18 protein-coding genes are annotated in these 19,870 nt (G+C 55.6%); 8 read left to right on the forward strand and 10 right to left on the reverse strand.

Annotated elements, in window-relative coordinates; translation table 11 throughout:
* Positions 1-59: 59 nt before the first annotated feature.
* Together ACOOFE_RS21970 and ACOOFE_RS21975 are read left to right on the forward strand one after the other, a co-directional pair.
* Positions 60-554 (forward strand): DUF805 domain-containing protein, encoded by a 495-nt coding sequence (locus ACOOFE_RS21970; protein WP_420412039.1) that lies wholly within the window; start codon positions 60-62, stop codon positions 552-554.
* A 166-nt stretch (positions 555-720) separates the two neighbouring features.
* Positions 721-1,245 (forward strand): DUF805 domain-containing protein, encoded by a 525-nt coding sequence (locus tag ACOOFE_RS21975; protein ID WP_420412040.1) that lies wholly within the window; start codon positions 721-723, stop codon positions 1,243-1,245.
* A gap of 54 nt (positions 1,246-1,299) precedes the next feature.
* On the opposite strand, the gene ACOOFE_RS21980 is transcribed toward ACOOFE_RS21975, so the two are convergent.
* The 5 genes from ACOOFE_RS21980 to ACOOFE_RS22000 form a co-directional block, all read right to left on the reverse strand.
* Complete coding sequence (locus ACOOFE_RS21980; protein WP_141188340.1) at positions 1,300-2,670, reverse strand: TRAP transporter large permease; 1,371 nt, start codon at positions 2,668-2,670, stop codon at positions 1,300-1,302.
* A complete protein-coding gene (locus tag ACOOFE_RS21985) occupies positions 2,667-3,311 on the reverse strand; it encodes a TRAP transporter small permease subunit (RefSeq protein WP_420412041.1) in 645 nt (214 codons plus the stop codon). Before ACOOFE_RS21985 ends, ACOOFE_RS21980 begins: the two co-directional genes overlap by 4 nt.
* A 74-nt stretch (positions 3,312-3,385) precedes the next feature.
* Positions 3,386-4,402, reverse strand: coding sequence for a C4-dicarboxylate TRAP transporter substrate-binding protein (locus ACOOFE_RS21990; protein ID WP_141188342.1), 1,017 nt, complete (start codon positions 4,400-4,402; stop codon positions 3,386-3,388).
* A 229-nt stretch (positions 4,403-4,631) separates the two neighbouring features.
* Positions 4,632-6,050 carry a sigma-54-dependent transcriptional regulator gene (locus ACOOFE_RS21995; RefSeq protein WP_420412042.1) on the reverse strand — a complete coding sequence of 473 codons (1,419 nt, stop codon included), beginning with the start codon at positions 6,048-6,050 and terminating at the stop codon, positions 4,632-4,634.
* Complete coding sequence (locus ACOOFE_RS22000; protein ID WP_420412043.1) at positions 6,047-7,834, reverse strand: ATP-binding protein; 1,788 nt, start codon at positions 7,832-7,834, stop codon at positions 6,047-6,049. The genes ACOOFE_RS21995 and ACOOFE_RS22000 overlap by 4 nt, the downstream gene beginning before the upstream one ends.
* A gap of 148 nt (positions 7,835-7,982) precedes the next feature.
* On the opposite strand from ACOOFE_RS22000, the gene ACOOFE_RS22005 reads away from it, so the two are divergent.
* Both ACOOFE_RS22005 and ACOOFE_RS22010 read left to right on the forward strand, forming a co-directional pair.
* Positions 7,983-8,816, forward strand: coding sequence for a universal stress protein (locus tag ACOOFE_RS22005; protein ID WP_420412044.1), 834 nt, complete (start codon positions 7,983-7,985; stop codon positions 8,814-8,816).
* Between the two features lie 115 nt (positions 8,817-8,931).
* Positions 8,932-11,664 carry a bifunctional acetate--CoA ligase family protein/GNAT family N-acetyltransferase gene (locus ACOOFE_RS22010; protein WP_420412045.1) on the forward strand — a complete coding sequence of 911 codons (2,733 nt, stop codon included), beginning with the start codon at positions 8,932-8,934 and terminating at the stop codon, positions 11,662-11,664.
* 9 nt (positions 11,665-11,673) lie between these two features.
* Here the strand turns inward: ACOOFE_RS22010 and ACOOFE_RS22015 are convergent, their stop codons facing one another.
* A complete protein-coding gene (locus ACOOFE_RS22015; protein WP_420412046.1) occupies positions 11,674-13,344 on the reverse strand; it encodes a thiamine pyrophosphate-binding protein in 1,671 nt (556 codons plus the stop codon).
* Positions 13,345-13,685: 341 nt separating this feature from the next.
* Here ACOOFE_RS22015 and ACOOFE_RS22020 point away from each other — a divergent pair, with 341 nt between their 5' ends.
* Positions 13,686-14,117: a globin family protein gene (locus ACOOFE_RS22020; RefSeq protein WP_420412047.1), complete on the forward strand. Its 432-nt coding sequence runs from the start codon at positions 13,686-13,688 to the stop codon at positions 14,115-14,117.
* A gap of 5 nt (positions 14,118-14,122) precedes the next feature.
* Here ACOOFE_RS22020 and ACOOFE_RS22025 read toward each other — a convergent pair whose 3' ends face one another.
* Complete coding sequence (locus tag ACOOFE_RS22025; RefSeq protein WP_141188347.1) at positions 14,123-14,503, reverse strand: hypothetical protein; 381 nt, start codon at positions 14,501-14,503, stop codon at positions 14,123-14,125.
* Between the two features lie 126 nt (positions 14,504-14,629).
* Here ACOOFE_RS22025 and ACOOFE_RS22030 point away from each other — a divergent pair, with 126 nt between their 5' ends.
* Positions 14,630-16,171 carry an AAA family ATPase gene (locus tag ACOOFE_RS22030; RefSeq protein ID WP_420412048.1) on the forward strand — a complete coding sequence of 514 codons (1,542 nt, stop codon included), beginning with the start codon at positions 14,630-14,632 and terminating at the stop codon, positions 16,169-16,171.
* A gap of 16 nt (positions 16,172-16,187) precedes the next feature.
* Here the strand turns inward: ACOOFE_RS22030 and ACOOFE_RS22035 are convergent, their stop codons facing one another.
* From ACOOFE_RS22035 to ACOOFE_RS22045, 3 genes are all read right to left on the reverse strand, one after another.
* Positions 16,188-16,508: an AzlD family protein gene (locus ACOOFE_RS22035; protein ID WP_168206503.1), complete on the reverse strand. Its 321-nt coding sequence runs from the start codon at positions 16,506-16,508 to the stop codon at positions 16,188-16,190.
* Positions 16,501-17,202 (reverse strand): AzlC family ABC transporter permease, encoded by a 702-nt coding sequence (locus ACOOFE_RS22040; protein ID WP_420412049.1) that lies wholly within the window; start codon positions 17,200-17,202, stop codon positions 16,501-16,503. The genes ACOOFE_RS22035 and ACOOFE_RS22040 overlap by 8 nt, the downstream gene beginning before the upstream one ends.
* Positions 17,203-17,329: 127 nt before the next feature.
* Complete coding sequence (locus tag ACOOFE_RS22045; protein WP_420412050.1) at positions 17,330-18,157, reverse strand: sulfite exporter TauE/SafE family protein; 828 nt, start codon at positions 18,155-18,157, stop codon at positions 17,330-17,332.
* 279 nt (positions 18,158-18,436) lie between these two features.
* On the opposite strand from ACOOFE_RS22045, the gene ACOOFE_RS22050 reads away from it, so the two are divergent.
* Both ACOOFE_RS22050 and ACOOFE_RS22055 read left to right on the forward strand, forming a co-directional pair.
* Positions 18,437-18,994 (forward strand): DUF3291 domain-containing protein, encoded by a 558-nt coding sequence (locus ACOOFE_RS22050; protein WP_420412051.1) that lies wholly within the window; start codon positions 18,437-18,439, stop codon positions 18,992-18,994.
* A gap of 139 nt (positions 18,995-19,133) precedes the next feature.
* Positions 19,134-19,838, forward strand: coding sequence for a pirin family protein (locus ACOOFE_RS22055; RefSeq protein WP_420412052.1), 705 nt, complete (start codon positions 19,134-19,136; stop codon positions 19,836-19,838).
* The last annotated feature ends 32 nt before the right edge of the window (positions 19,839-19,870 follow it).

The following is a 19,870-nucleotide window of genomic DNA, read 5'->3' on the forward strand; positions in this document are numbered from 1 at the left end:
TGCCGAGCAAAGGTATAGAGTCTATGCGCGCTACGCCTGAAAACTCTCGAAACAGCGGTATGGACTTTAACTCCGCCGGCGCATTCTCCGTGCCGCCGGTTTCATCGACCACCTTTACCCAACGGGCCTACGATGCCTCAACAGACCGGCACAGATCCGCTCACCGCACGGGTTTGTGGTCAATGATCTGTTTCGTTTGCGGCACTCTGTTCGGTTTCCGGGGACGCGTGGGCCGCCTCGACTATTGGATCATCGGCACGGCCTACACGTTCACATCCATCGTCGGATATTTTGCCTTTGCGCAGGCGGTCGGCTCCCTCAACTGGAGCGACATTACAGCCGCCACGCAAGACCCAGGCTTTGTGCTCCGTTTCTTAACCTTTTGTTTTGTCATGATGATGCTGCGCTTTTCACTTGAAGCGCGCCGGTTTCAGGACCGCGGATTGTCCGGCTATTGGTACTTCGGCTATCTCGTTCCGGGGCTGAACGTTTTTCTGTTGGTCGCCAACAGCATATTCCCGGGGACGCAAGGGGCCAATCGATACGATATTTGATCAACTGCCACACATTCTTATAACCACTTGACGATCAGCGTTTTTTCAACGCGCGTGCCAGTTAGGCCAATAAAGATTTTCCTACAATTCCACCTATTATCTTAATACTCTCTTTGCGGGATATGATTTAAAACTCTCGCTATAATTGTTGCGAGGCAGATTTAATATGAATAGTCGAAAGTCATTTGGCAGACGTGGTCTTGATGAAACTCAAACAAAACGAAACCCGGTTTTCATCAACCCAACACAAAACGCCTCAGCGCTCGCTTCAAGTGGTCCGGTCCAGTTTCGGGAAAACGAAGAAATTTCTGCCGGACAGCTTGTTATAACGAGTCTGGCTTTCATGTTCTCTTTTCAAGGACGAATTAGTCGCAGGATGTATTGGTACATGTACCTCTTGCAGTTCGTGCTGTCCTTCGGCATTTCCTTTCCGCTGTTTCTAAACGAAAACATCAACGGAAACCCGGATAGTACTCTACCAACAGGTTTTGTATGGGTGCTGCCTTTATACATCGCGCTCTTTGTTTTTGGTCTATCGGTCACAGCGCGCCGTATGCACGACCGAGGCGTTTCGGCCTACTGGATATTAAGCTGGGGCATTCCATTTGTCGGCATCCCTATTTGCCTGGTGCAAACCTTTAAGAACATGTTTTTTGCGGGCACGCCGGGCCGTAACAGATTTGGAATCTAATAAAAAAGCCGCCGGAAACACCGGCGGCTCTTTGAGTGGTGTGCTTGAGCCAGCCTATCCCATCAAGGACGGCAGTAGCGTGATGATCGACGGGAAGGCCAGCAACCCGCCGATCGTCAGAACGTCGGCGATGAAGAACGGGATACAGCCGCGGAAGACTTCTTGTACCGGAATGTCAGGCCGCACCCCCGACACGACAAAGCAGTTCAGTCCTATCGGCGGTGTGATCAGACAAAGCTCCGCCATTTTGACGACCAGGATGCCGAACCAGATCGCGCAGGCCTCACCGGACATGCCAAAGGCACTGTCAGCAGCCGAGACCCCTTCACCGCCATTCAGCGCAATAACCGCCGGATAGACAACCGGGAGCGTCAAGATCAACATCCCGATGGCATCCATGAACATGCCAAGCACCGCATAAGCGAGCAGGATGCAGATCATCACGATCCATGGCGAGTATTCCAGCCCGACGATGAAGTCCCGAAAAGCATCTGGAAGCCCCGCAAATCCTAAGAACCGGACATAAACTAGAACCCCCCAGATAAGGGTGAAGATCATCACCGTTAGCTTGGCAGTTTCATGGAGGGCTTGCCCCAATTGCCGGGTCTTCATGCCCTTGGCAAAGGCGACCATCAAGACAACAAAGGCCCCGAGAGACCCAGCCTCTGTCGGCGTTGCCAAGCCGAAGAAGAACGAACAGAAGATGATCGCGACAACGGCAATAATCGGCAGCGTACCCGGAACGCTTTCAAAGCGTTGCTTCCAGGTAAAACCCTTAATGGCTGGCGCATCCCCGCGCCAAGCAGATACCCCAACGATGATGCCGACGTAAATCAGCGCCGAGAACACCCCCGGCAAGAAACCCGCAATCAGCAATTTACCGACGGATTGTTCGACCAGGATCGCGTAGATCACCAGAATGGCCGATGGCGGGATCAGCGAGGCCAGCGTACCACCGGCAGCAACAACTGCCGACGACAGCCGCTTGGAATATCCTTCGGCCAGCATTTCCGGGATTGCGACGCGGGCAAAGACGGCAGCAGTGGCAACGGACGCTCCGGACACAGCCGCAAAGCCGGCCGTTGAAAACACCGTACCAACTGCCATACCGCCTGGCAGCCAGCCCAGCCAGCGTTTGGCCGCTTCAAACAGTTGTTTGGTGAAGCCGGCATAAAAGGCTAGGAAGCCGATCAGAATGAACGTCGGCAAAACCGAAAGAGCGTATGTGACGGATTTCGAATGCGGGATAGTGCCAGCCATTTTCAGCGCAACGAAAAACCCGCGCTCAAAACCCATTTTCATCGAGAAATGGATGATCAGTCCGACAAGCCCGACAAAGGCTGCGGCAAAAGCAACCCGAACCCCAAGGATGACGAGGACCAGCAAGACGCCGGTCATCAAGAGACCTACTTCAAACGGTGTCATTTGGCGTCTCCTGCAACAGCTTCGTCGCCGAAGGCTTCTTCAATTTCATGCTGGGCGACCTTTTCGACATCTTCGATCACCGGAACAGCGATCGGGGCCTGATTCGGATCGCGGACCAACCGGGCATATCCGTAAATCTGCATCATCAGGCGCAGGAAAAGGAGGCTGAGCGCCACCGGAATGACGAGTTTCGATGGCCATGTCGGCAAACGAATGTCCATCGTGCTGTCGCCAATCGACCAGGACCGGTCGAAATGAAACAGGGAGCCCCAGATAAGCAGCGCCACGGTAAAGGCGATGATAATGACCCCGATCATCTCACACACGTAGAGTGCCCGGCCACTGAGTTTGCCAAGCACGATTTCCATGCGGATATGACCGCCAACACGCTGGCAATAGGCAACGCCAGCGAAAGCGAAGATCGCCATGGCCTGCTCGGTGATGTCGATGAATCCGGGAATCGGCGCATTGAACATGAGTCGGCCCATAACCTGGGCAACCGCCAGAAGCATCAAAGCCAGAATGGAAAATGCAGCAATCAGGTTGAAGCCGTTTTCAACATGGCCGAGCCAACCGTCAAAACGGATATAGGTGGCGGGGCGCTCCGGACCGGACCCGCCGGAGGGGTGAGGTATGTTCATAAAATCAGCCCTATGGAAAGCCTCTCCGGCACAGAGTGCCGGAAAGACATTGTCGTTGTTGAGTGAGGCTGACGTTATTCAGCGATGGTCTTTTTGACCATGTCGAGCAGTTCTTGTGCCGGCAGACCATTAGCGGTTTGCTCTTCGATCCAAGCCGCCTGGATTGGGCCAGCTTTTTCTGCAAAGGCAGCCAGTTCTGCATCAGAATACTCGATCTGCTGGATGCCGCGGCTTTCCAGTTCCGGCCACCACTTGTCATAGACCTTGGCGTAGGTTGCTAGGTAGTGGTCAAGTGCCGGATCGACAGATGCGTCGAGGGCTGCCTTGAACTCGTCGGAGAGCGCTGCATAGGCGTCGGTGTTCACCACAACCGGGCAATGTACTGTTCCCGGGTTGAGGTTTTTGGTCCACCAGTCAGCAACTTCGATCACCTTGAACGCCAAGTGGGCGTGCGGAGCAAAACCAGCGGCCTGAACCGTACCGGAATCGATCGCCTGATAGGTTTCAGAAGCGGTAACGGATGTCGGAACAGCACCGGCTGCTTCCATCAGCTTGCCGAGGCCACCTAGTGCCCGAACGCGCATGCCTTCAAAGTTTGAAACCGACGACGGCACATCACCTTTACCAGCAAAGTTGTACTGCGGCATTGGCGACGGCATCAGCAGCTTGGCGTTCCAGCGGCCCAGATCCTTTTGAACGGCCGGATGCTCGTAAAGCGCCTTGGACACCTTCACTTCGGTTTCCAGGTCGGCAACGCCCAGGAACGGCAGCTCCAGAACGGTCAGGGTCGGGTTTTTGTCGGCATGATAAGAGGCACAGAACTGAGCCATCTCAAACGCGCCAAAGGAGATCCCATCGAGGTTTTCACGCGACTTGGACAGTGCGCCGCCGTAGTGCAGTTTGATTTCAAACTTGCCGTCGGTCTTTGCGGCAACTTCTTCGGCCAGTTTTTCAACGTGCTCGGTGAACGCCCGGCGTTTGCCCCAAAGGGATACATTCCAGGTGACGTCGGCGGCGAAGGTTTCAGTTGCGAAAATAAGTCCAAGCGCAGCTGCGGAAACCGCAGTCGCGGATTTGAGTGACGTGAGCATGCAATCCTCCCAGATTTATGGCTCAATCTCTTGACCACTCGGCCAGCACAGGATGTACGGACCAAGTCGAGATCTCATAAAGCATGACCCGTGCCAGCTTGGAATGACAACAGAAATTTGAGGGATTCGGGGGCTTTTTTTGGGTGCTTTTTCAACTTGCTGCAATGCACCTAGGCAAGATCTTGCCGAACCTCTTTTTGTGTCGGCGGTTTTCCGCCGATTAGGGGCTTTAAGAGTTCTCTGGCACGTCCGAGCCGCCTGTCTTCTCCCGGCTTAGGCCAAGACGCGCCATCTTTTCGTTGAGGGTCCGGCGCGGCACATTCAGCTCGCGCATGACATCTGCGATCTTGCTGTCATGCCGGCGCAATGCGCCCTCGATCAAGGACCGTTCGTAGGCATCCATCAGCTCTTTGAGGCCGCCGGCAGCAATTGGCGAAACCGCATCCCGCCGCCCGGTGACCAAAATTTCCAACGGCTGCGGATTGACCTGTGCGTTCAAGACAAACCGTTCAGCAGCATTTCGCAGTTCGCGGACATTTCCAGGCCACTCGTACGTCTGCAAGAAAGCTTCGTCCTGAGCGCTAGGCGCCGGAGCTTCCATGCCATATTGAACCGCAAACCGGTTCAAAAAGGTGTCGAACAGCAACATGCTGTCGCGTCCGCGTTCGCGCAATGGCGGAATGGTCAGCTCAATTGCGTTCAGGCGGAACAATAAATCCTCCCGTAAACGGCCAGATGCAACCGCTTCCCTCGGATCAACATTGGCCGCACTCACCAAGCGGATATCGACGTTGATCGGTTTGTGTCCGCCAATCCGATCAACTTTTCTCTCCTGCAAAACCCTGAGCAACTTGGCTTGCAGCGCCATCGGCATCGAGACAATCTCATCGAGAAACAAAACACCGCCATTTGCCGCTTCGATGCGGCCAATGCGCTGACGGTCTGCACCGGTAAAAGCACCGGCCTCATGGCCGAACAATTCTGCTTCCACCATGGTTTCGGGAAGCGCTGCCGCATTAATAGCCATGAATGGCCCGCTTTTCCGCGCGCTGAAATCATGCAGCGCCTGAGCAATCACTTCCTTGCCGGTTCCCGTTTCGCCGGTGATCAAAACGGCCGCATCCGTTTGCGCAAAATGCAAAATCTGGTGCCGTAGAGCCTGCATTGCGGGACTGTTGCCGATGAGGCGGCTTTCCAGGCTCGAGCTGTCGGCAATCTGTGTTTTCAGGGCCCTGTTTTCCAAAACCAAGGCCCGCCTGTTGCAGGCACGCCGGACAACTTCGGCGATCAAATCCGGATCGAAGGGTTTTTCGACAAAATCATAAGCACCAGCGCGCATCGCTTCCACGGCCATCGGTACATCGCCGTGACCGGTAATCAGGATGACCGGAAGATCATTGTCCAGCTCATTCACCCTGCGCAACAGGGTCATGCCATCTTCACCATCCAGCATAACATCGGACACAACGCAGCCTTTAAAATCCGGCCCGAGATTGGCCATGGCCTGGTCCGTTGTTTCCACCTCGATGGTTTCGAAGTCCGCCAAACGGATCCATTGCCGCAGGGCGGCCCGCATTGATGGGTCATCATCAACAATCAAAACAGGTGTATTCGTCGATGCTTGGCTTTTCGGCGGGATCGAAGTCATTCGGCGATCGCAGGCTCCAGATATTCGGACGGGTCATCCGCGGTATCGCCGGACTTTAACGCCGGCACTTTAAGCTCGAACACAGCCCCCTTGGGCCTGTTTCCTGAGACAGACAGTTCCCCGCCCAGGTCTTCTGCAATTCGCATGGAAATGGCAAGCCCCAAGCCCATCCCTTCCGAATTGGTTTTGGTTGAGAAAAACGGATCAAAGATACGCTCTCTCAAACCGACGGGTATTCCCGGACCATTGTCGAGCACTCTGACCAGAACGCTGGTGCCCGTTTCTTGGACCTGGAGCTGAACGACACCATCATCTTCATCTGCCGCTGCATCTGCCGCATTCCGCAAGAGATTCACAAGGATCTGTTCTATGCGCAATGGCGCGGTTTCCACGATCAACGGCGTATCTGGCATGTCAATTTTCAATAGAACCCCAGTTTCTTCAAACCGTGGGCGCGCGATTTTTTCAGCCGCCTGAATGCTGTCTCGAAGATCCACGTCTTCGATCCGGCTTTCGCCCGGACGCGCAAATCGCTTTAGTTCCTGGGTGAGACTGGTCATGCGCATCTGCAGAGAGTCTATTTCCTGCAAGTTTTCCGCTGCCGTCTGGGTGTCCCCTTTTTCTAAGAACTTCCGGGTTCCGGCAACGAACATGCGGAGTGCGGACAGAGGTTGGCTGAGTTCATGGACGACAGCTGCCGACATTTCCCCGACCGCAGCCAAACGGTTTGAACGGGCAAGTCCGCGCTGCGCCTCAAGCAGAGCATGTTCGACCCGGCGGCGTTCTTTGATTTCGCCCACAAGCCGCTGGTTGAGATCTTTAAGGTCAGCCGATTCCTGACGCAGCAAGGCAGATGCCTTGCGAAGGCGCCGGCCACGCAGGCCAAGAACGATCACCGCATAAAACAAACACAACGTCAGCGTCACAGCCCAGATGGGTAAGGCACTGTTATGTGTTTCTTCAACCGGCACCAAAAAATGTAATTTCCATCCGAGCAGACCGACATCCGTTGAATTGTGCCGGAAGGTTTGGCGGTCGATGGTCAACTGTTTTTGACCGGTGACGGGCTGGCCGCTCACCGGTTTCAACGTCTCCTTGGCATATTTTTGACTGCTTGCAATGGCCGCGCGTGTTTCTGCCGGCAGGTCCGCAAGTGTCCGGTAACGCCAATCCGGACGGCTGGAGAGAAAAATTACCCCATCCGCGTCAGTGGCAAAAACGAGTTCGCCACCTTCCGCCCAGGCCGTTTCAAGGTCCCGTGTATCAACCTTGACGACGGCAACACCTACCGGTTCGCCTTCCACAGGCGTTGGGCGGGCGAGAAAAAGTCCCGGCCGCCCCGTGGTCAATCCAATTGCAAAAAATTGACCTTCTTCACCCCGCATGGCCGCTTTGAAATAGGGTCTGAAACCATAGTTCCGGCCAACGAGCGACAAGGGCTTTTGCCAGTTGCTGGCGGCAACCGTCGTTCCGTCCGCATTCATGACATACAGCAGATCCGCGCCGGAATTTGCCGCCATCTCTTCCAAAAAGCGATTTGCGCTTTCGGCCGGCTGGCCCAATCCAATAGACGCGGTGGCCCTCGGGTCGCGGGCAATCATATAAGGCAGATACCGGTATTTCTGGTATTCGCCGATGATCGTTTGCCGGTAGAGCGTCAAACGTTCGGCGGCCTTCCGGTCGACACCGGCCTCATCCAGCTCCTGAAAGACGTAAGCCAGCGCCAAGGCCGCCATGATCAGAAGAAGCGGCGGCAGAGCCAATATGAGCCAACGGGTCGACATGGCCCCTTATTGCCGATTTTTTTATCTGCCGCCACTGCAGGGGCGATAAGGCGTCATCTTTTGATAAGGGTCAAAGACGTCAAATTCCAGAACCCTATAGATTTTTGACAGGGCTGGACTAGTCTGAAACCGGCCATAGGAGGGTATGATGCCGATCAAAGATATTCTGACGATTCTGGATTTGGCGGGCGAGCAGCCAGCTGCAAAATACGCCTTGGAGTTCGGACGCGTACACGACGCCCACGTCACGGGGCTGGCCGTGTCGTTTGAGCCTGTTGTCCCGGCATTCGCAGCCGCCCCAATGCCGGTTGACTATCTTCAGGCGGCCCATGACCAGGCTGTTGCGGCCGCCAAGGACGCCCAAAGTCAATTTGACGAATTCGCCCGGCTGGCCGGCGTAAACAACGAAAGCCGCTTGGCGGAGATTTTGACCGGGGGCCCACTGGACAATGTTCTCGTGCATTGCCGGGCAACAGATCTCGTCGTGATCGGGCAGAGCAATCCGGATACGCCGGAGCCCATGCGTGAATTGCTGATCGAGACGGTTCTGTTTGAGAGCGGTGTGCCGGTTCTCCTGGTTCCCTATATCGGCAGCAAGGCTTTTGAACCCAACAATGTGCTTATCGGCTGGGATGGCAGCACAACGGCCACCCGCGCAATCCATTCGGCGCTGCCGGTTTTGGAAAAGGCCGACAAGGTCACAATCCTGGTCATCGAAAAGAGTGCCAATACCGACAATGGCCAACCTGGCGCGGAAGTTGCCAATTACCTTGCCCGGCACAACATGAATGTCACGATTGAGGTGGTGAACAATCCGCAGACAGGCGTTGCAGACACTGTGCTGAACCACGTTTCAGACAACGGCAACGATCTGGTCGTCATGGGCGGCTACGGCCACAGCCGGATGCGCGAGTTCCTCTTTGGCGGGGCCACCCGCGAGATTTTAGAATCCATGACTGTTCCGGTTCTGATGGCCCACTAAGGCCTGATAAATTGCCGCACGCCCGCGCCCAACTTTTTTGAGCGCGGGTGTTTTTTTGTCTTAAAAAGTCGCTAATCTCCGATCAGCCTGCAATAGTCCGGGAAAGGATCCCGTTGTGACCATCCGCAATCTCGATGGTTTTTTTGCACCAAGCTCCATTGCCGTCCTCGGTCCCTGCCGCCATCCAGGCGTTTTGACGGATAAGTTGATTGCGTGCCTTCACGCGATTGAAGAAAGCCACAAGGTCACACTGGTCGGGATAGATTACTCCGTCCCCTTCAGCGGACAAAGCGTGCGAACACTGTCCGATCTCAAACAGACACCGGATCTTATAATCTATCTTGCAAAGGCAGAGGCTCTTTCTGAGATCATCGAAGATCTCGGCGCCCGCGGCACAAGGGCAGTGCTGATCCCCTCGCCCGGTTATGAAACCTGGCCGGAGCCGGTCATGCAGGCTTGCCGGGAAGCGGCCCGGAAAACCAATCTGCGCCTGATCGGCCCCGGCAGTCTGGGCGTTTCTGTCCCGGCCAAAGGTCTCAATGCGCTGCTGAGTGCAGAACAGCCTACAAAAGGTGACATCGCTTTCTTCTCCCGCTCCGGCGCTGTCTTAAACGCGACCCTTTCCTGGGCTAAGACCCACAACACAGGTTTTTCATCCGTGGTGTCCCTTGGCGCGCGGATCGATGTCGATGTCAGCGACCTGATTGATTACTTCGCGCAAGACTACCGCACGCGTGCCATCGTTCTGCACCTGGAAGGCATAGCCGTTCCGCGGAAATTCATGTCTGCGGCCCGGGCGGCGGCGCGCAGTAAACCTGTTATTGTCCTCAGGTCCGGCCGGAGCCGGGACACCGGCGGAACCGGGCGCACCCATGCCGGACGGCTGGCAAAATCCGACCTTGTCTACGAAACCGCGTTCCGGCGCGCTGGTCTCTTACGGGTCTACGATCTCGACGAAATGTTCGAAGCGCTGGAAACCCTTTCTCATGTCCGGGTGCCGCAGTGCCGCAACCTGGCTGTGATCGCGAATGGTCACAGCCTCGCAAGCCTCGCCTATGACCGGCTTGCCGCGCTCGGCGCCAATTTTGCGTCCTTAAGCGAAGAGACCCAATCCGAACTGCAACACTTCATTGGCAAGTCGCGCGATCTCGATGACACATCTGCTAGGCAAGCCTCGATTATTCTTCCGGAAGATACCTCTGCTGAGGAATTGACCTCAACGATCACCTCAGTTCTTAAAGACAAAAACGTGGATGGTGCTGTCGTATTGCAAGCCGCCAGCGCCTTTCAACCTTTGCCGGCCTTGGCCTCTGCCATCGCGGATACTGCCAACCAAGATCGTAAGCGGCCGGGACGCCGAAAAGCCCTGGTTGCCGGACTGATCGGCGGCGACAGCGCAACACGTAAAGTCCTAACGGACGCAAAGGTGCCCAATTACGCCAGTCCGGCGGAAGCGGCACGCAGCCTGATGCATCTGGCACATGATGCCCAGGCACGTGAATTCCTGATGGCAGCGCCACCCAGCCTGCCTGCGAGTTTTACTCCCGATAGCAAAACCGCACGTTCCATAGTCGAAACGGCTTTGGCCGAAGACCGGATCTGGCTGACACCAAAAGAAGTCTGCGACATTCTCCGAGCCTATGATTTGCCGATCATGGCGACGGACATGGCAAACACACCTGAGGCCGCCGGCAAGCTGTCCGAACCCTTTTTCAAGACGGTCAAGCATTGTGTCGCCAAGCTGATCTCTCCGGATCTACCATTTAAGTCCAAAATCGACGGTGTCCGGCTTGGCCTGGAAAATCCGGCTGCGGTCGAACAGGCCGCCAAAGAGCTCATCGATAACACCCGCCGGGACTATCCGGACGCCCGGATATCCGGAATTTCGGTTCACCCCATGCTGGAAGACCGGCACGGTCTGGAGCTCTATCTTGGCCTTGCGGAAACACCGGAATTCGGGCCGGTTCTGGTGTTCGGCCAGGGCGGGACGGCGATCGAGGAGAGCGAAGATATCGCTTTGGAGCTGCCGCCACTTGATCTGAATTTGGCAGAAGCGCAAATCAACCGAACCCGGATCGCACGCCTGCTTGATGGCGGGCACTCCCGGCCAGCCCTTGATAAGGCAGCCCTTGCGGAAGCCTTGGTCAAACTCTCGCAGATCACCATCGATGTCCCCGAGATCCAGGAGCTGGACATCAATCCGATGGTGTCATTGCCCTCCGGCCTGGTCGCACTGGATGCGCGGATGACACTCTGCCATCCGCAAAAACGCCCCGGGCGAACCGGTGGCAGCCGTTTGGCAATTGCGCCCTATCCAAAAGAATGGGAGCAAACGCTGACAGTGAAGGGCGGGCGGCAAGTCTTTGTCCGGCCGGTGCGCCCGGAAGACGAAGACATGTTCAAGGCGTTCTTTGAACAGATCTCTCCGGAAGATTTGCGCCTCCGGTTTTTTGCGCCCGTCAGGGAATTCAGCCACCGGTTTCTCGCCCGACTGACACAGCTCGATTATGCAAGAGCCATGGCTTTTACCGCACTCGACCCGGAAGATGGCTCACTTTTGGGAGTTGTCCGTTTGCATGCGGACCCCGACCACCACACCGGCGAATACGCCGTCATGGTGCGCTCGGACCTGAAAGGCTATGGCCTTGGCTGGGCGCTGATGAAACTGATCATCCGTTACGCGAAAGCGGACGGTATCGAGACCATCAAGGGCGAAGTTCTGAAAGAAAACACCTCAATGATCTCGATGTGTCAGGCGCTCGGGTTCAAGATCACAACATCCCCCGACGATGCCGGAATTTCAGATGTGACCTTGCCCGTTACAGATTTGCCCGAGGACAGCGCCTGATCTGTTGGCTCAACCCTTTTCGGCAGCCGCCCGGATCTGACTAAGGCTGGCAGCCGGGGTGATGGCTTCCGGATCCAGCTTCAAATGCAAGATAGCCGGTTTGCCTGAAGCACGCGCCCGCTCATAAGCCGGACCGAACTCTTCGGTCGTCTCGACCGTTTCACCAAAGGCGCCGTAACATTTCGCCAATTCGGCAAAATCCGGATTGACCAGCTTGGTCGCCGACGGACGGCCGGGATACGTCCGTTCTTGGTGCATCCGGATGGTGCCATACATGCCGTTGTCGATGACCAGCACGATGATTTTGGCGCCTTCCTGACAGGCGGTGCCAAACTCTTGCATGGTCATCTGCAGACAGCCGTCCCCGGCAAAACACACGACCTCACGGTCTGGGAAAGTAAGCTTGGCAGCGACCGCCGCTGGAAGACCGTAGCCCATCGAGCCGGAGGTTGGGGCAGCTTGTGTGGCAAACCGGCGGAACCGGTGAAACCTGTGCAGCCATGTGGCGTAGTTGCCGGCTCCGTTGGTGCAAACTACATCTTCCGGCAGGTTGTTCTCCAGCCACTCCATGACGCCGGACATCTGCAAACTGCCCGGGATTTCCGGTCGCGCTCCGGACCAATCCAGATAATCTTGATGAGCTTTTTCCGCTTCACCGGCGCCCTTTAGTTCTGCTGGTGGTTGCAGGCCTTCAACCGCCTTACAGAAGGCTGTCGGGCTGGCGTTGATCGACAAATCCGCCCGGTACACCCGACCGAGCTCTTCAGCATCGGCATGAACATGTACCAGCTGCTGGCTCGGGGCCGGGATATCCAGCAGGGAATAAGACTGGCTCGGCATTTCCGACAGGCGACCACCAACCAGCAGAATCAAGTCGGAAGCTTTGACGCGAGCGAGCAGTTTCGGATTGATGCCAATGCCAACATCGCCAGCATAGTTCGGATGCAGATTGTCAAACAGCATCTGCCGGCGGAAGGAACAGGCAACCGGTAGATCAAACCGTTCCGCAAAGCGGGTGAATGCGGCAACAGCTTCTTCGGACCAGCGGCTGCCGCCGAGAATGGCGATCGGCCGTTCCGCTGCCCAAAGCCGCTTTTGCAAGTCCGCCATTTGCGGCAGGCCAGGATAGGTCTCCACTTGCTGCCAAGCTGGCGGTTGAGCAACATCGGCAAGTTCCACAAGCGTGTCTTCCGGAAGAGCCAGCACCACAGGCCCCGGGCGGCCGGAAGTCGCGACATGATAGGCGCGGGAGATGAACTCTGGAACCCGGTCTGCGTGATCGATCTCCGCCACCCATTTGGCAATGCCGCCGAACATCTGGCGGTAGTCGACTTCCTGGAAGGCTTCGCGCTCGCGCATACCCCGCTCTATCTGTCCAATAAACAGGATCATCGGTGTGGAATCCTGGGCAGCCACATGCACCCCGGCAGACGCATTGGTTGCTCCGGGTCCACGGGTCACCATGCAGATCCCCGGTTTGCCGGTCAGCTTGCCATGGGCGTCGGCCATCATCGCAGCGCCGCCTTCCTGACGGCAGACGGTCACCGGGATGGATGCATCATGCAGAGCATCGAGGACTGCCAGATAGCTTTCACCTGGAACACAATAAACGCGCTCCGCTCCATGGCGCTCAAGCGCATCTACCAACAACTGGCCACCGGATTTCGGTCCGCTATTCATTCCCATCCCTCATGATATTAGGTTTGACCTATGGCAGGTGCTCTAAACATAGTCCAATATTTGCGGCTCCGGCAGTGTGACCCGTCACATTAATTTGAAATGATATCATTCCCTTTTGGACTGAACAGACGATCATGCGTCTAACAACGAAATGCTGCGGGACCTCGACAAAACGCAGCAAGATTAGGCCGCGATCAAAGATAGGAAATGCGCGATTCAATCACAGTGAATTCAATTTACATTATTGAAATTTTTAAGTGCATTACTTTGACATCGGCTGCAGCTTGTGATTCTTGAAAGTTATCACAATGTCGAAATTAAGTATTCTTAAGGAGAGCATTGTGAATAAGCACGAAATCAAGTTGGTTCAAGACAGCTTCGCGAAGGCAGCCCCCTTAGGAGAGAAGGTTGCAGAGATCTTTTATCAAGAACTATATGCAATCGATCCTGCGCTGAAATCCATGTTCAAGAACGATATGAAAGACCAGGGCAAGAAGCTACTGTCCGCCTTGACCATGATTGTCCGAAATCTGGAAAACACTGATGTGATCGTGCCCGCCGCCGAAAAGCTTGCAGTCAAACATCTCGATTACGGTGTGACTGCCCGGCACTACACGTTTGTTGGTAATGCACTTCTTCGAACCCTGAAAAAGGGGCTTGGAAACGACTTTACACCTGAAGTGAGAGAAGCCTGGATTGCAGCTTATCAATTGCTCGCGGACGTGATGCGCGCTGCCGCCTATCCGCAACAGCGCACAGTAGCCCGAGGCTAACGTTATTAAACAGACTGAACGGTCACCACCTGGAAGGTGTGTAGGTCACCGTCTTCATCCTTGATCGAGACATATTCACCCGGTGTGAACGCGTGCGCTCCGAACCGGTAGCCCGCTTCATCGTCATCGTCACCGTCAATGTCGTAGTGGAACGCCCATGAACCGCCTGGACGGTGAATCAAATGGCCAATTTCCTCTACCTCGTCGCCCCAAAACCGGCGCACGCGGCAATGATCGCGTTCTTTTTTCCAAAGACCGGCGTCAATATGGCCGGTCTCATCCAGTGGTGCTGTAAATTCATACCCATGACGCGCCGAGCCTTGCGGAAACTCTTTGGTCCGGGCCAGGTTCAGCCTGATCTTTTTCAAAGCTGGAAAGTCGTTCATGGAGCCCTCCTAGTGCTGACAAGTACTCTTATATGTGCCACATCGCTGTGACCTTACATTGAGAAGAATCAAACCTGTTAGCGCACCTGTGGGGCAAACTGCCCGTTAACAGACGAAGGACGGATCATGGATCGCACAGACACACAGAACGAGGCACTCTCCTATTTCGAAGGCCTCGCGTCCAACGACCCGTCGCGGCCGGATGTGGTCCGCATCGACACCCACGCGAATGTGGTGTTTCTGGTTGGGTCAAAAGCTTACAAGATCAAGCGCGCCGTCCAATTCCCCTTTCTCGATTATTCTACATTGGCGCTGCGTGAAGACGCCTGTAAAGCTGAAATCACCTTCAACCGGGCAAATGCACCCGAGATCTACCTCCGGGCGCTGCCTGTTACCCGTCAAGAAGATGGCTCCTTTGCCCTGGACGGGGGCGGCACTCCAATAGAATGGGCGGTTGAGATGAATCGTTTCGATCGCCGCAATGAACTGGACTCTGTCGCTGCCAACAGCGCTTTTTCCGATCATTTGTCCGACCAGCTTGCCCAGATGATGGTGTCCGCGCACGCGCATGCTCCGCTGAGAAAGGGGCCGGATTTTTATGCCGAACTCGCGACCTATGTGGATCAAAATGATGCGGCCTTTCACGAGCATCCAGAGCTGTTTGCTTCCGATGAGGTCCATCATTTAACACGCGCTTCAAGAGCAGCCCTTGCGTCCATTCACGATCTGATCCTCAAGCGCGGTGAATTGGGCTTGATCCGGCGGTGCCATGGCGATGCGCACCTGCGCAACATTGTCCTGATAGATGGCAAACTGGTGCTTTTCGATGCCGTGGAGTTTTCTGACGCCATTGCCACCAATGACATTCTTTATGATCTCGCCTTTTTGCTGATGGATCTTTGGGAGCGAGGCCAACCGAGGGCCGCCAACAGGGTCTTCAATCGTTATCTGGACCTCAGCCCACTGACGGAAAATCCGGAAGGCCTCGCGGCCTTGCCGTTTTACTTGATGATGCGCGCGGCAATCCGCTCCAAAATCGCAGCCGCTTCAGCGCTCAACCAATCTGACCCGGCCTTGAAAGCGGCCCAACAAGCGCAGGCGAAAACCTATTTCAAGTATGCCTTGGGCTTTTTAGAGCCCTCACAGCCGGAGCTCTTGGCGATCGGCGGGCTTTCCGGCACCGGCAAGACAACACTGGCCTATGGACTGGCCCCGGAGATTGGCCGGGCACCGGGCGCTCGGGTGTTACGAACTGATGTCAAACGCAAAAAACTACTTGGCCTATCAGAAACTGAAAAAGCCCCGAAAAGCGCCTATACCAAAGACGCTTCCGACAAAATTTATCATGCTGTAGATGCCGAAATGCAGGCTGTGTTAGCTGCAGGCCATTCGGCGATTTATGATGCTGTTTTTGCGGCGGAAGCTGAGCGCACGGCCATTGAGGCCGTGAGCGCCCGGGTTGAGGCCGGATTTCACGGTCTTTGGCTTAGCGCCGATGCTGACACACTGAAGCAGCGGATCAAAGCACGTGACGGCGATGCTTCTGACGCAACAGCTGAGATTGTTGATCAGCAACTCACCTACGATCTCGGCCGGATGACCTGGCCGCAGGTGGATGCCGGTGCCGACGCCGACACTGTTCTGCGTCAAGCAAAGGCAGCTTTATAATCTTTTGCCCGGAGCTCTAGAGGCCAGCTGCGCGCATCGCCGCCGCGGCGGCGGCGGCGCAGAAAACGGCCACATATTCCTTGCGCAACTTAATCTGCGCGGCCGCGGCAACGATCAGACACAATCCAACGGCCAGACCGCCCTTCAAGATGATCGGCAGGATGGTCGAGACGATGATCGCCCCCGGGAGTGCTTCCAGCCCCCGGCGCACGCGGGGTGTCAACGGCATACGCCCCATGACCCAATAGCCGCCGGCACGTAAGGCATAGGTGGCCGCTGTCATCCCCAAAACGGCAAGTACAAACATCATGTCTGCGGAAAAAGCACCATCAGTCATCGAGATACGCCCCCGCAAATGCACCGGCTATCGCGCCGGTAAAGATGCTCCAGTAACCGCCCACCAAGGCCCAGGTGGCTGTTGCCACGACGCCGGCAACCAGCCAGCTCACAGTCTGCCGTTTGCCCTTCCACAATGGAACCAGCAGGGCCGCAAAGAAGGCCGGTAGAATAACATCGAGACCAAAAGCCTTCGGATCAGAGATAAGGCTGCCAGCAAAGTATCCTGGGATCACAGACAAGGACCAGACGGTCCAAGTGATCAAACCGCTGCCCAGGTAAATCCCCCAATCCCGCGTGCCTTTGTCATACTCGGACAGGGATATCAGCCAATTGAGGTCTGTCAGGAAGTAAAGAGCCGGATAGGTCTTATAGGCCGGAACCTGACCTAACCAAGGCCGCAGGCTTGCTCCAATCAGCAGCATGCGCATATTGACCGCTGCCGTTACACCAACCATTGCCACAAGCGTTCCCCAGGTCAGTGGATCGCTGTAAACTTCCATAGCCACAAACTGGCTCGCCCCGGCAAACACCAGGGAATTCATCAATATGGTCTCCAGAAAGGTCAGGCCTTTTTGAGCTGCAACCGTGCCGAAGACCGCGCCCAGCGCGATAATTCCTGGAAACACGGGAACACACAAAAGAGCCCCCTGAACACAGCCTTTGAAGCTGAGGGTGACATTACGTTCCAACATATTTGTCCTGTAGTCGGCTTAGCCGGTCATCGATGAAATTCTAACCATCATTGTTCCTGATCCGCGCCAATAGGACCAATGAAACCTTTTCATCCGGTCTATCAATAATCGTGGTGGAACACCGGCCTTACATCATCACGTCATAGATCATGCGAAGGCCCGTAAACCCGAGGAACAGCGCAAATATCAGCTTCAGTTTTGACGGGTCAATTGCATGGGCGATCTTCGCGCCCAAGGGCGCTGCATAGGTGGAGGCCGGGATGATCAGGAAGAAGCCGATCAGATTGACATACCCGAGTGAGAAGGGAGGCCGGCCTTCCGCATCCCAGCCGAAATAGACCGACATAAGGGTTCCCGGCACGGCAATAATCAGGCCTATGGCGGCCGCCGTTCCAACCGCCTTGCGGATCGGATAGTTGAACAAAGTCAATGTAGGAACGCCCAGTGTTCCACCGCCGATGCCCATCATCACAGAGATACCTCCGATCAGAAATCCGAGCACTTCCTTAACGGGGGAACCTGGAAGAGTGTCAGCCAGCGCCGAGCCGTTTTTCCGAAACATCATGTTAGCAGAGACCGCAAGCGCGACCACGCCAAAGACCAATGTCAACGCGCCGCCGGAGATATTGCCGGCCAAGGTCGCACCAGCAACAACGCCGATCGCAATCGCCCACCACCAGCGTTTTAGAAGATCCATATCCACGCTGCCGCGCTGATGATGCGCCCTCGCCGAGGACGTACCAGTTGCCAAAATAGTTGCAAGAGATGTTCCGACCGCAACATGCATCAGAACAGAAGGATCGATCTTCAACGCAGTGAACATGTAATAGAGAACCGGCACGATCACGATGCCGCCGCCGACACCCAGTAGACCAGCAATGATCCCAGCCACTAGGCCGGTTGCCAAGAGAGCCGCAGCCAATAGACCAAGCGATACGAGACTGAGATCTTCCACCAGACGTCCTCATCATTTTTCAGGCGCATTTATTACAAGCTGCCCGTTCCTTAACGAAAAGACAGGAGCGCCAACTGCATACCGGCGTACACAATAGTGACGCCAGACAAAAACGCCAGCCCACAACATTCTTTCCCCGTTTGCACAAATCCGGCTGGTTTCCAAAGCAAGCTTCGATGCAGTTCCGCCACACCACAATCAAAAACCGGAACGCCACACACTTTATACTTGCATATCAGACAATCAATCCATGTGATGCGCGCCATCACAGGAGAGCCTATGCCAGCACATCGTATTGCCGTTTATACATTCAACCAGTTTGTTGCCCCCTTCCAATCGGATGCAATCAAGGGGTTCCGGGATGCCGAACCTGGCGCTTTCGCCGCCATCGAAAATGCAAACGGTTTTATCGCCCGGTCTGGTTATGACGGTGAAGAAGGACCGGAGAGTTGGGGCCTTCAGGTCTTCCCAAAGTGCTGGAAGAATCTGAATGGTGACGGCTGGGCGCCGTCCACCCTGTCCCTTTGGGACTCCATGGAAGCCTTGATGGCCGCGACCTATCACGGCGACCACGGTGATGCTTACCGGCAAGGCCACAAGTGGCACATAAAGGCCAATGAGATTCCTGAATATGTGTTGTGGTGGGTGCCGGAGGGCCACCGCCCGGACTGGTCCGAAGCGGTCGCCCGGTTCGAAAACCTCATTGCGGCCGGTCCAAATGCGCAGGCTTTTTCCTTCAAACAAGCCTTTGCACCCAATGGTCAGCGGATCAAACCGGACACCGCACGGATGAAGGAGTTCGCTGCGCTCAACCGAACTTTAAACACCTCTGCTTGATCGGATCTGACGACTCTGATTGTTCAAGAATAGACGACTAATCGTCAAATGATGGCGCAATTGTAAATCACGACCGACACGACAATCTTAAGACCAACAGCGCGGACTGTTCCGCCAAGCTCTTGAAAGGATTGTTGTTATGTCTCAAATTTTCCGGGCATCCGATGCACGCGGCGATGCTGATTTCGGCTGGCTGAAAAGCAAACACACGTTTTCGTTTGGCTCGTATTTTGACCCGAACCACATTGGTTTCGGCGCGCTTAGGGTCATCAACGAAGACCGTGTCGCACCGACAGCAGGTTTTCCGACGCATCCGCATGAGAACATGGAGATCATCTCCTATGTGGTCTCCGGTGGGCTGGAACATAAGGACAGCCTCGGCACAGGATCGATCATACGTCCGGGTGAACTGCAGCGCATGACCGCTGGCACGGGTGTCCGGCACAGCGAATACAATGCCTCCAGCACAGATCCGGTGCACTTCCTGCAGATCTGGATTGTGCCGGAAGAAGACGGACTTGCTCCGAGCTACGAGCAGAAGGCGTTTCCAACCGAGGAGCGCCAGGACGCTCTGCGGCTGATTGGTTCCCGCGACGGCCGCAACGGGTCGGTTACGATCAATCAGGATGTCGACCTTTACGGCTCGCTCCTGACTGCGGACCGCAGCCTTGCGTTTGATGTTCGTCCCAGCCGCAAGGTTTGGGTCCAGATCGTCAGAGGCAAATTGAATGTCAATGGCCAGCAGTTGACCGCTGGCGATGGGCTCGGGGTCCTTGAGCAAGGTGCGCTTTCATTGAGCGCCCAAGAAGACTCAGAATTCCTGTTATTCGACCTGGCCGCCTAACAGCGCCAAATCCTGGAAGCGCGCAGGGCATT

Source organism: Roseibium sp. (assembly GCF_965216085.1).
Classification (GTDB): Bacteria; Pseudomonadota; Alphaproteobacteria; order Rhizobiales; family Stappiaceae; genus Roseibium.

What these genes read in the sequence shown, in the direction of transcription:
- ACOOFE_RS21970 (WP_420412039.1), top strand. Translation starts at nt 60, where the DNA reads ATGGACTTTAACTCCGCCGGCGCATTCTCCGTGCCGCCGGTTTCATCG.
- ACOOFE_RS21975 (WP_420412040.1), top strand. Translation starts at nt 721, where the DNA reads ATGAATAGTCGAAAGTCATTTGGCAGACGTGGTCTTGATGAAACTCAA.
- ACOOFE_RS21980 (WP_141188340.1), bottom strand. Translation starts at nt 2,670, where the DNA reads ATGACACCGTTTGAAGTAGGTCTCTTGATGACCGGCGTCTTGCTGGTC.
- ACOOFE_RS21985 (WP_420412041.1), bottom strand. Translation starts at nt 3,311, where the DNA reads ATGAACATACCTCACCCCTCCGGCGGGTCCGGTCCGGAGCGCCCCGCC.
- ACOOFE_RS21990 (WP_141188342.1), bottom strand. Translation starts at nt 4,402, where the DNA reads ATGCTCACGTCACTCAAATCCGCGACTGCGGTTTCCGCAGCTGCGCTT.
- ACOOFE_RS21995 (WP_420412042.1), bottom strand. Translation starts at nt 6,050, where the DNA reads ATGACTTCGATCCCGCCGAAAAGCCAAGCATCGACGAATACACCTGTT.
- ACOOFE_RS22000 (WP_420412043.1), bottom strand. Translation starts at nt 7,834, where the DNA reads ATGTCGACCCGTTGGCTCATATTGGCTCTGCCGCCGCTTCTTCTGATC.
- ACOOFE_RS22005 (WP_420412044.1), top strand. Translation starts at nt 7,983, where the DNA reads ATGCCGATCAAAGATATTCTGACGATTCTGGATTTGGCGGGCGAGCAG.
- ACOOFE_RS22015 (WP_420412046.1), bottom strand. Translation starts at nt 13,344, where the DNA reads ATGAATAGCGGACCGAAATCCGGTGGCCAGTTGTTGGTAGATGCGCTT.
- ACOOFE_RS22025 (WP_141188347.1), bottom strand. Translation starts at nt 14,503, where the DNA reads ATGAACGACTTTCCAGCTTTGAAAAAGATCAGGCTGAACCTGGCCCGG.
- ACOOFE_RS22030 (WP_420412048.1), top strand. Translation starts at nt 14,630, where the DNA reads ATGGATCGCACAGACACACAGAACGAGGCACTCTCCTATTTCGAAGGC.
- ACOOFE_RS22035 (WP_168206503.1), bottom strand. Translation starts at nt 16,508, where the DNA reads ATGACTGATGGTGCTTTTTCCGCAGACATGATGTTTGTACTTGCCGTT.
- ACOOFE_RS22040 (WP_420412049.1), bottom strand. Translation starts at nt 17,202, where the DNA reads ATGTTGGAACGTAATGTCACCCTCAGCTTCAAAGGCTGTGTTCAGGGG.
- ACOOFE_RS22050 (WP_420412051.1), top strand. Translation starts at nt 18,437, where the DNA reads ATGCCAGCACATCGTATTGCCGTTTATACATTCAACCAGTTTGTTGCC.
- ACOOFE_RS22055 (WP_420412052.1), top strand. Translation starts at nt 19,134, where the DNA reads ATGTCTCAAATTTTCCGGGCATCCGATGCACGCGGCGATGCTGATTTC.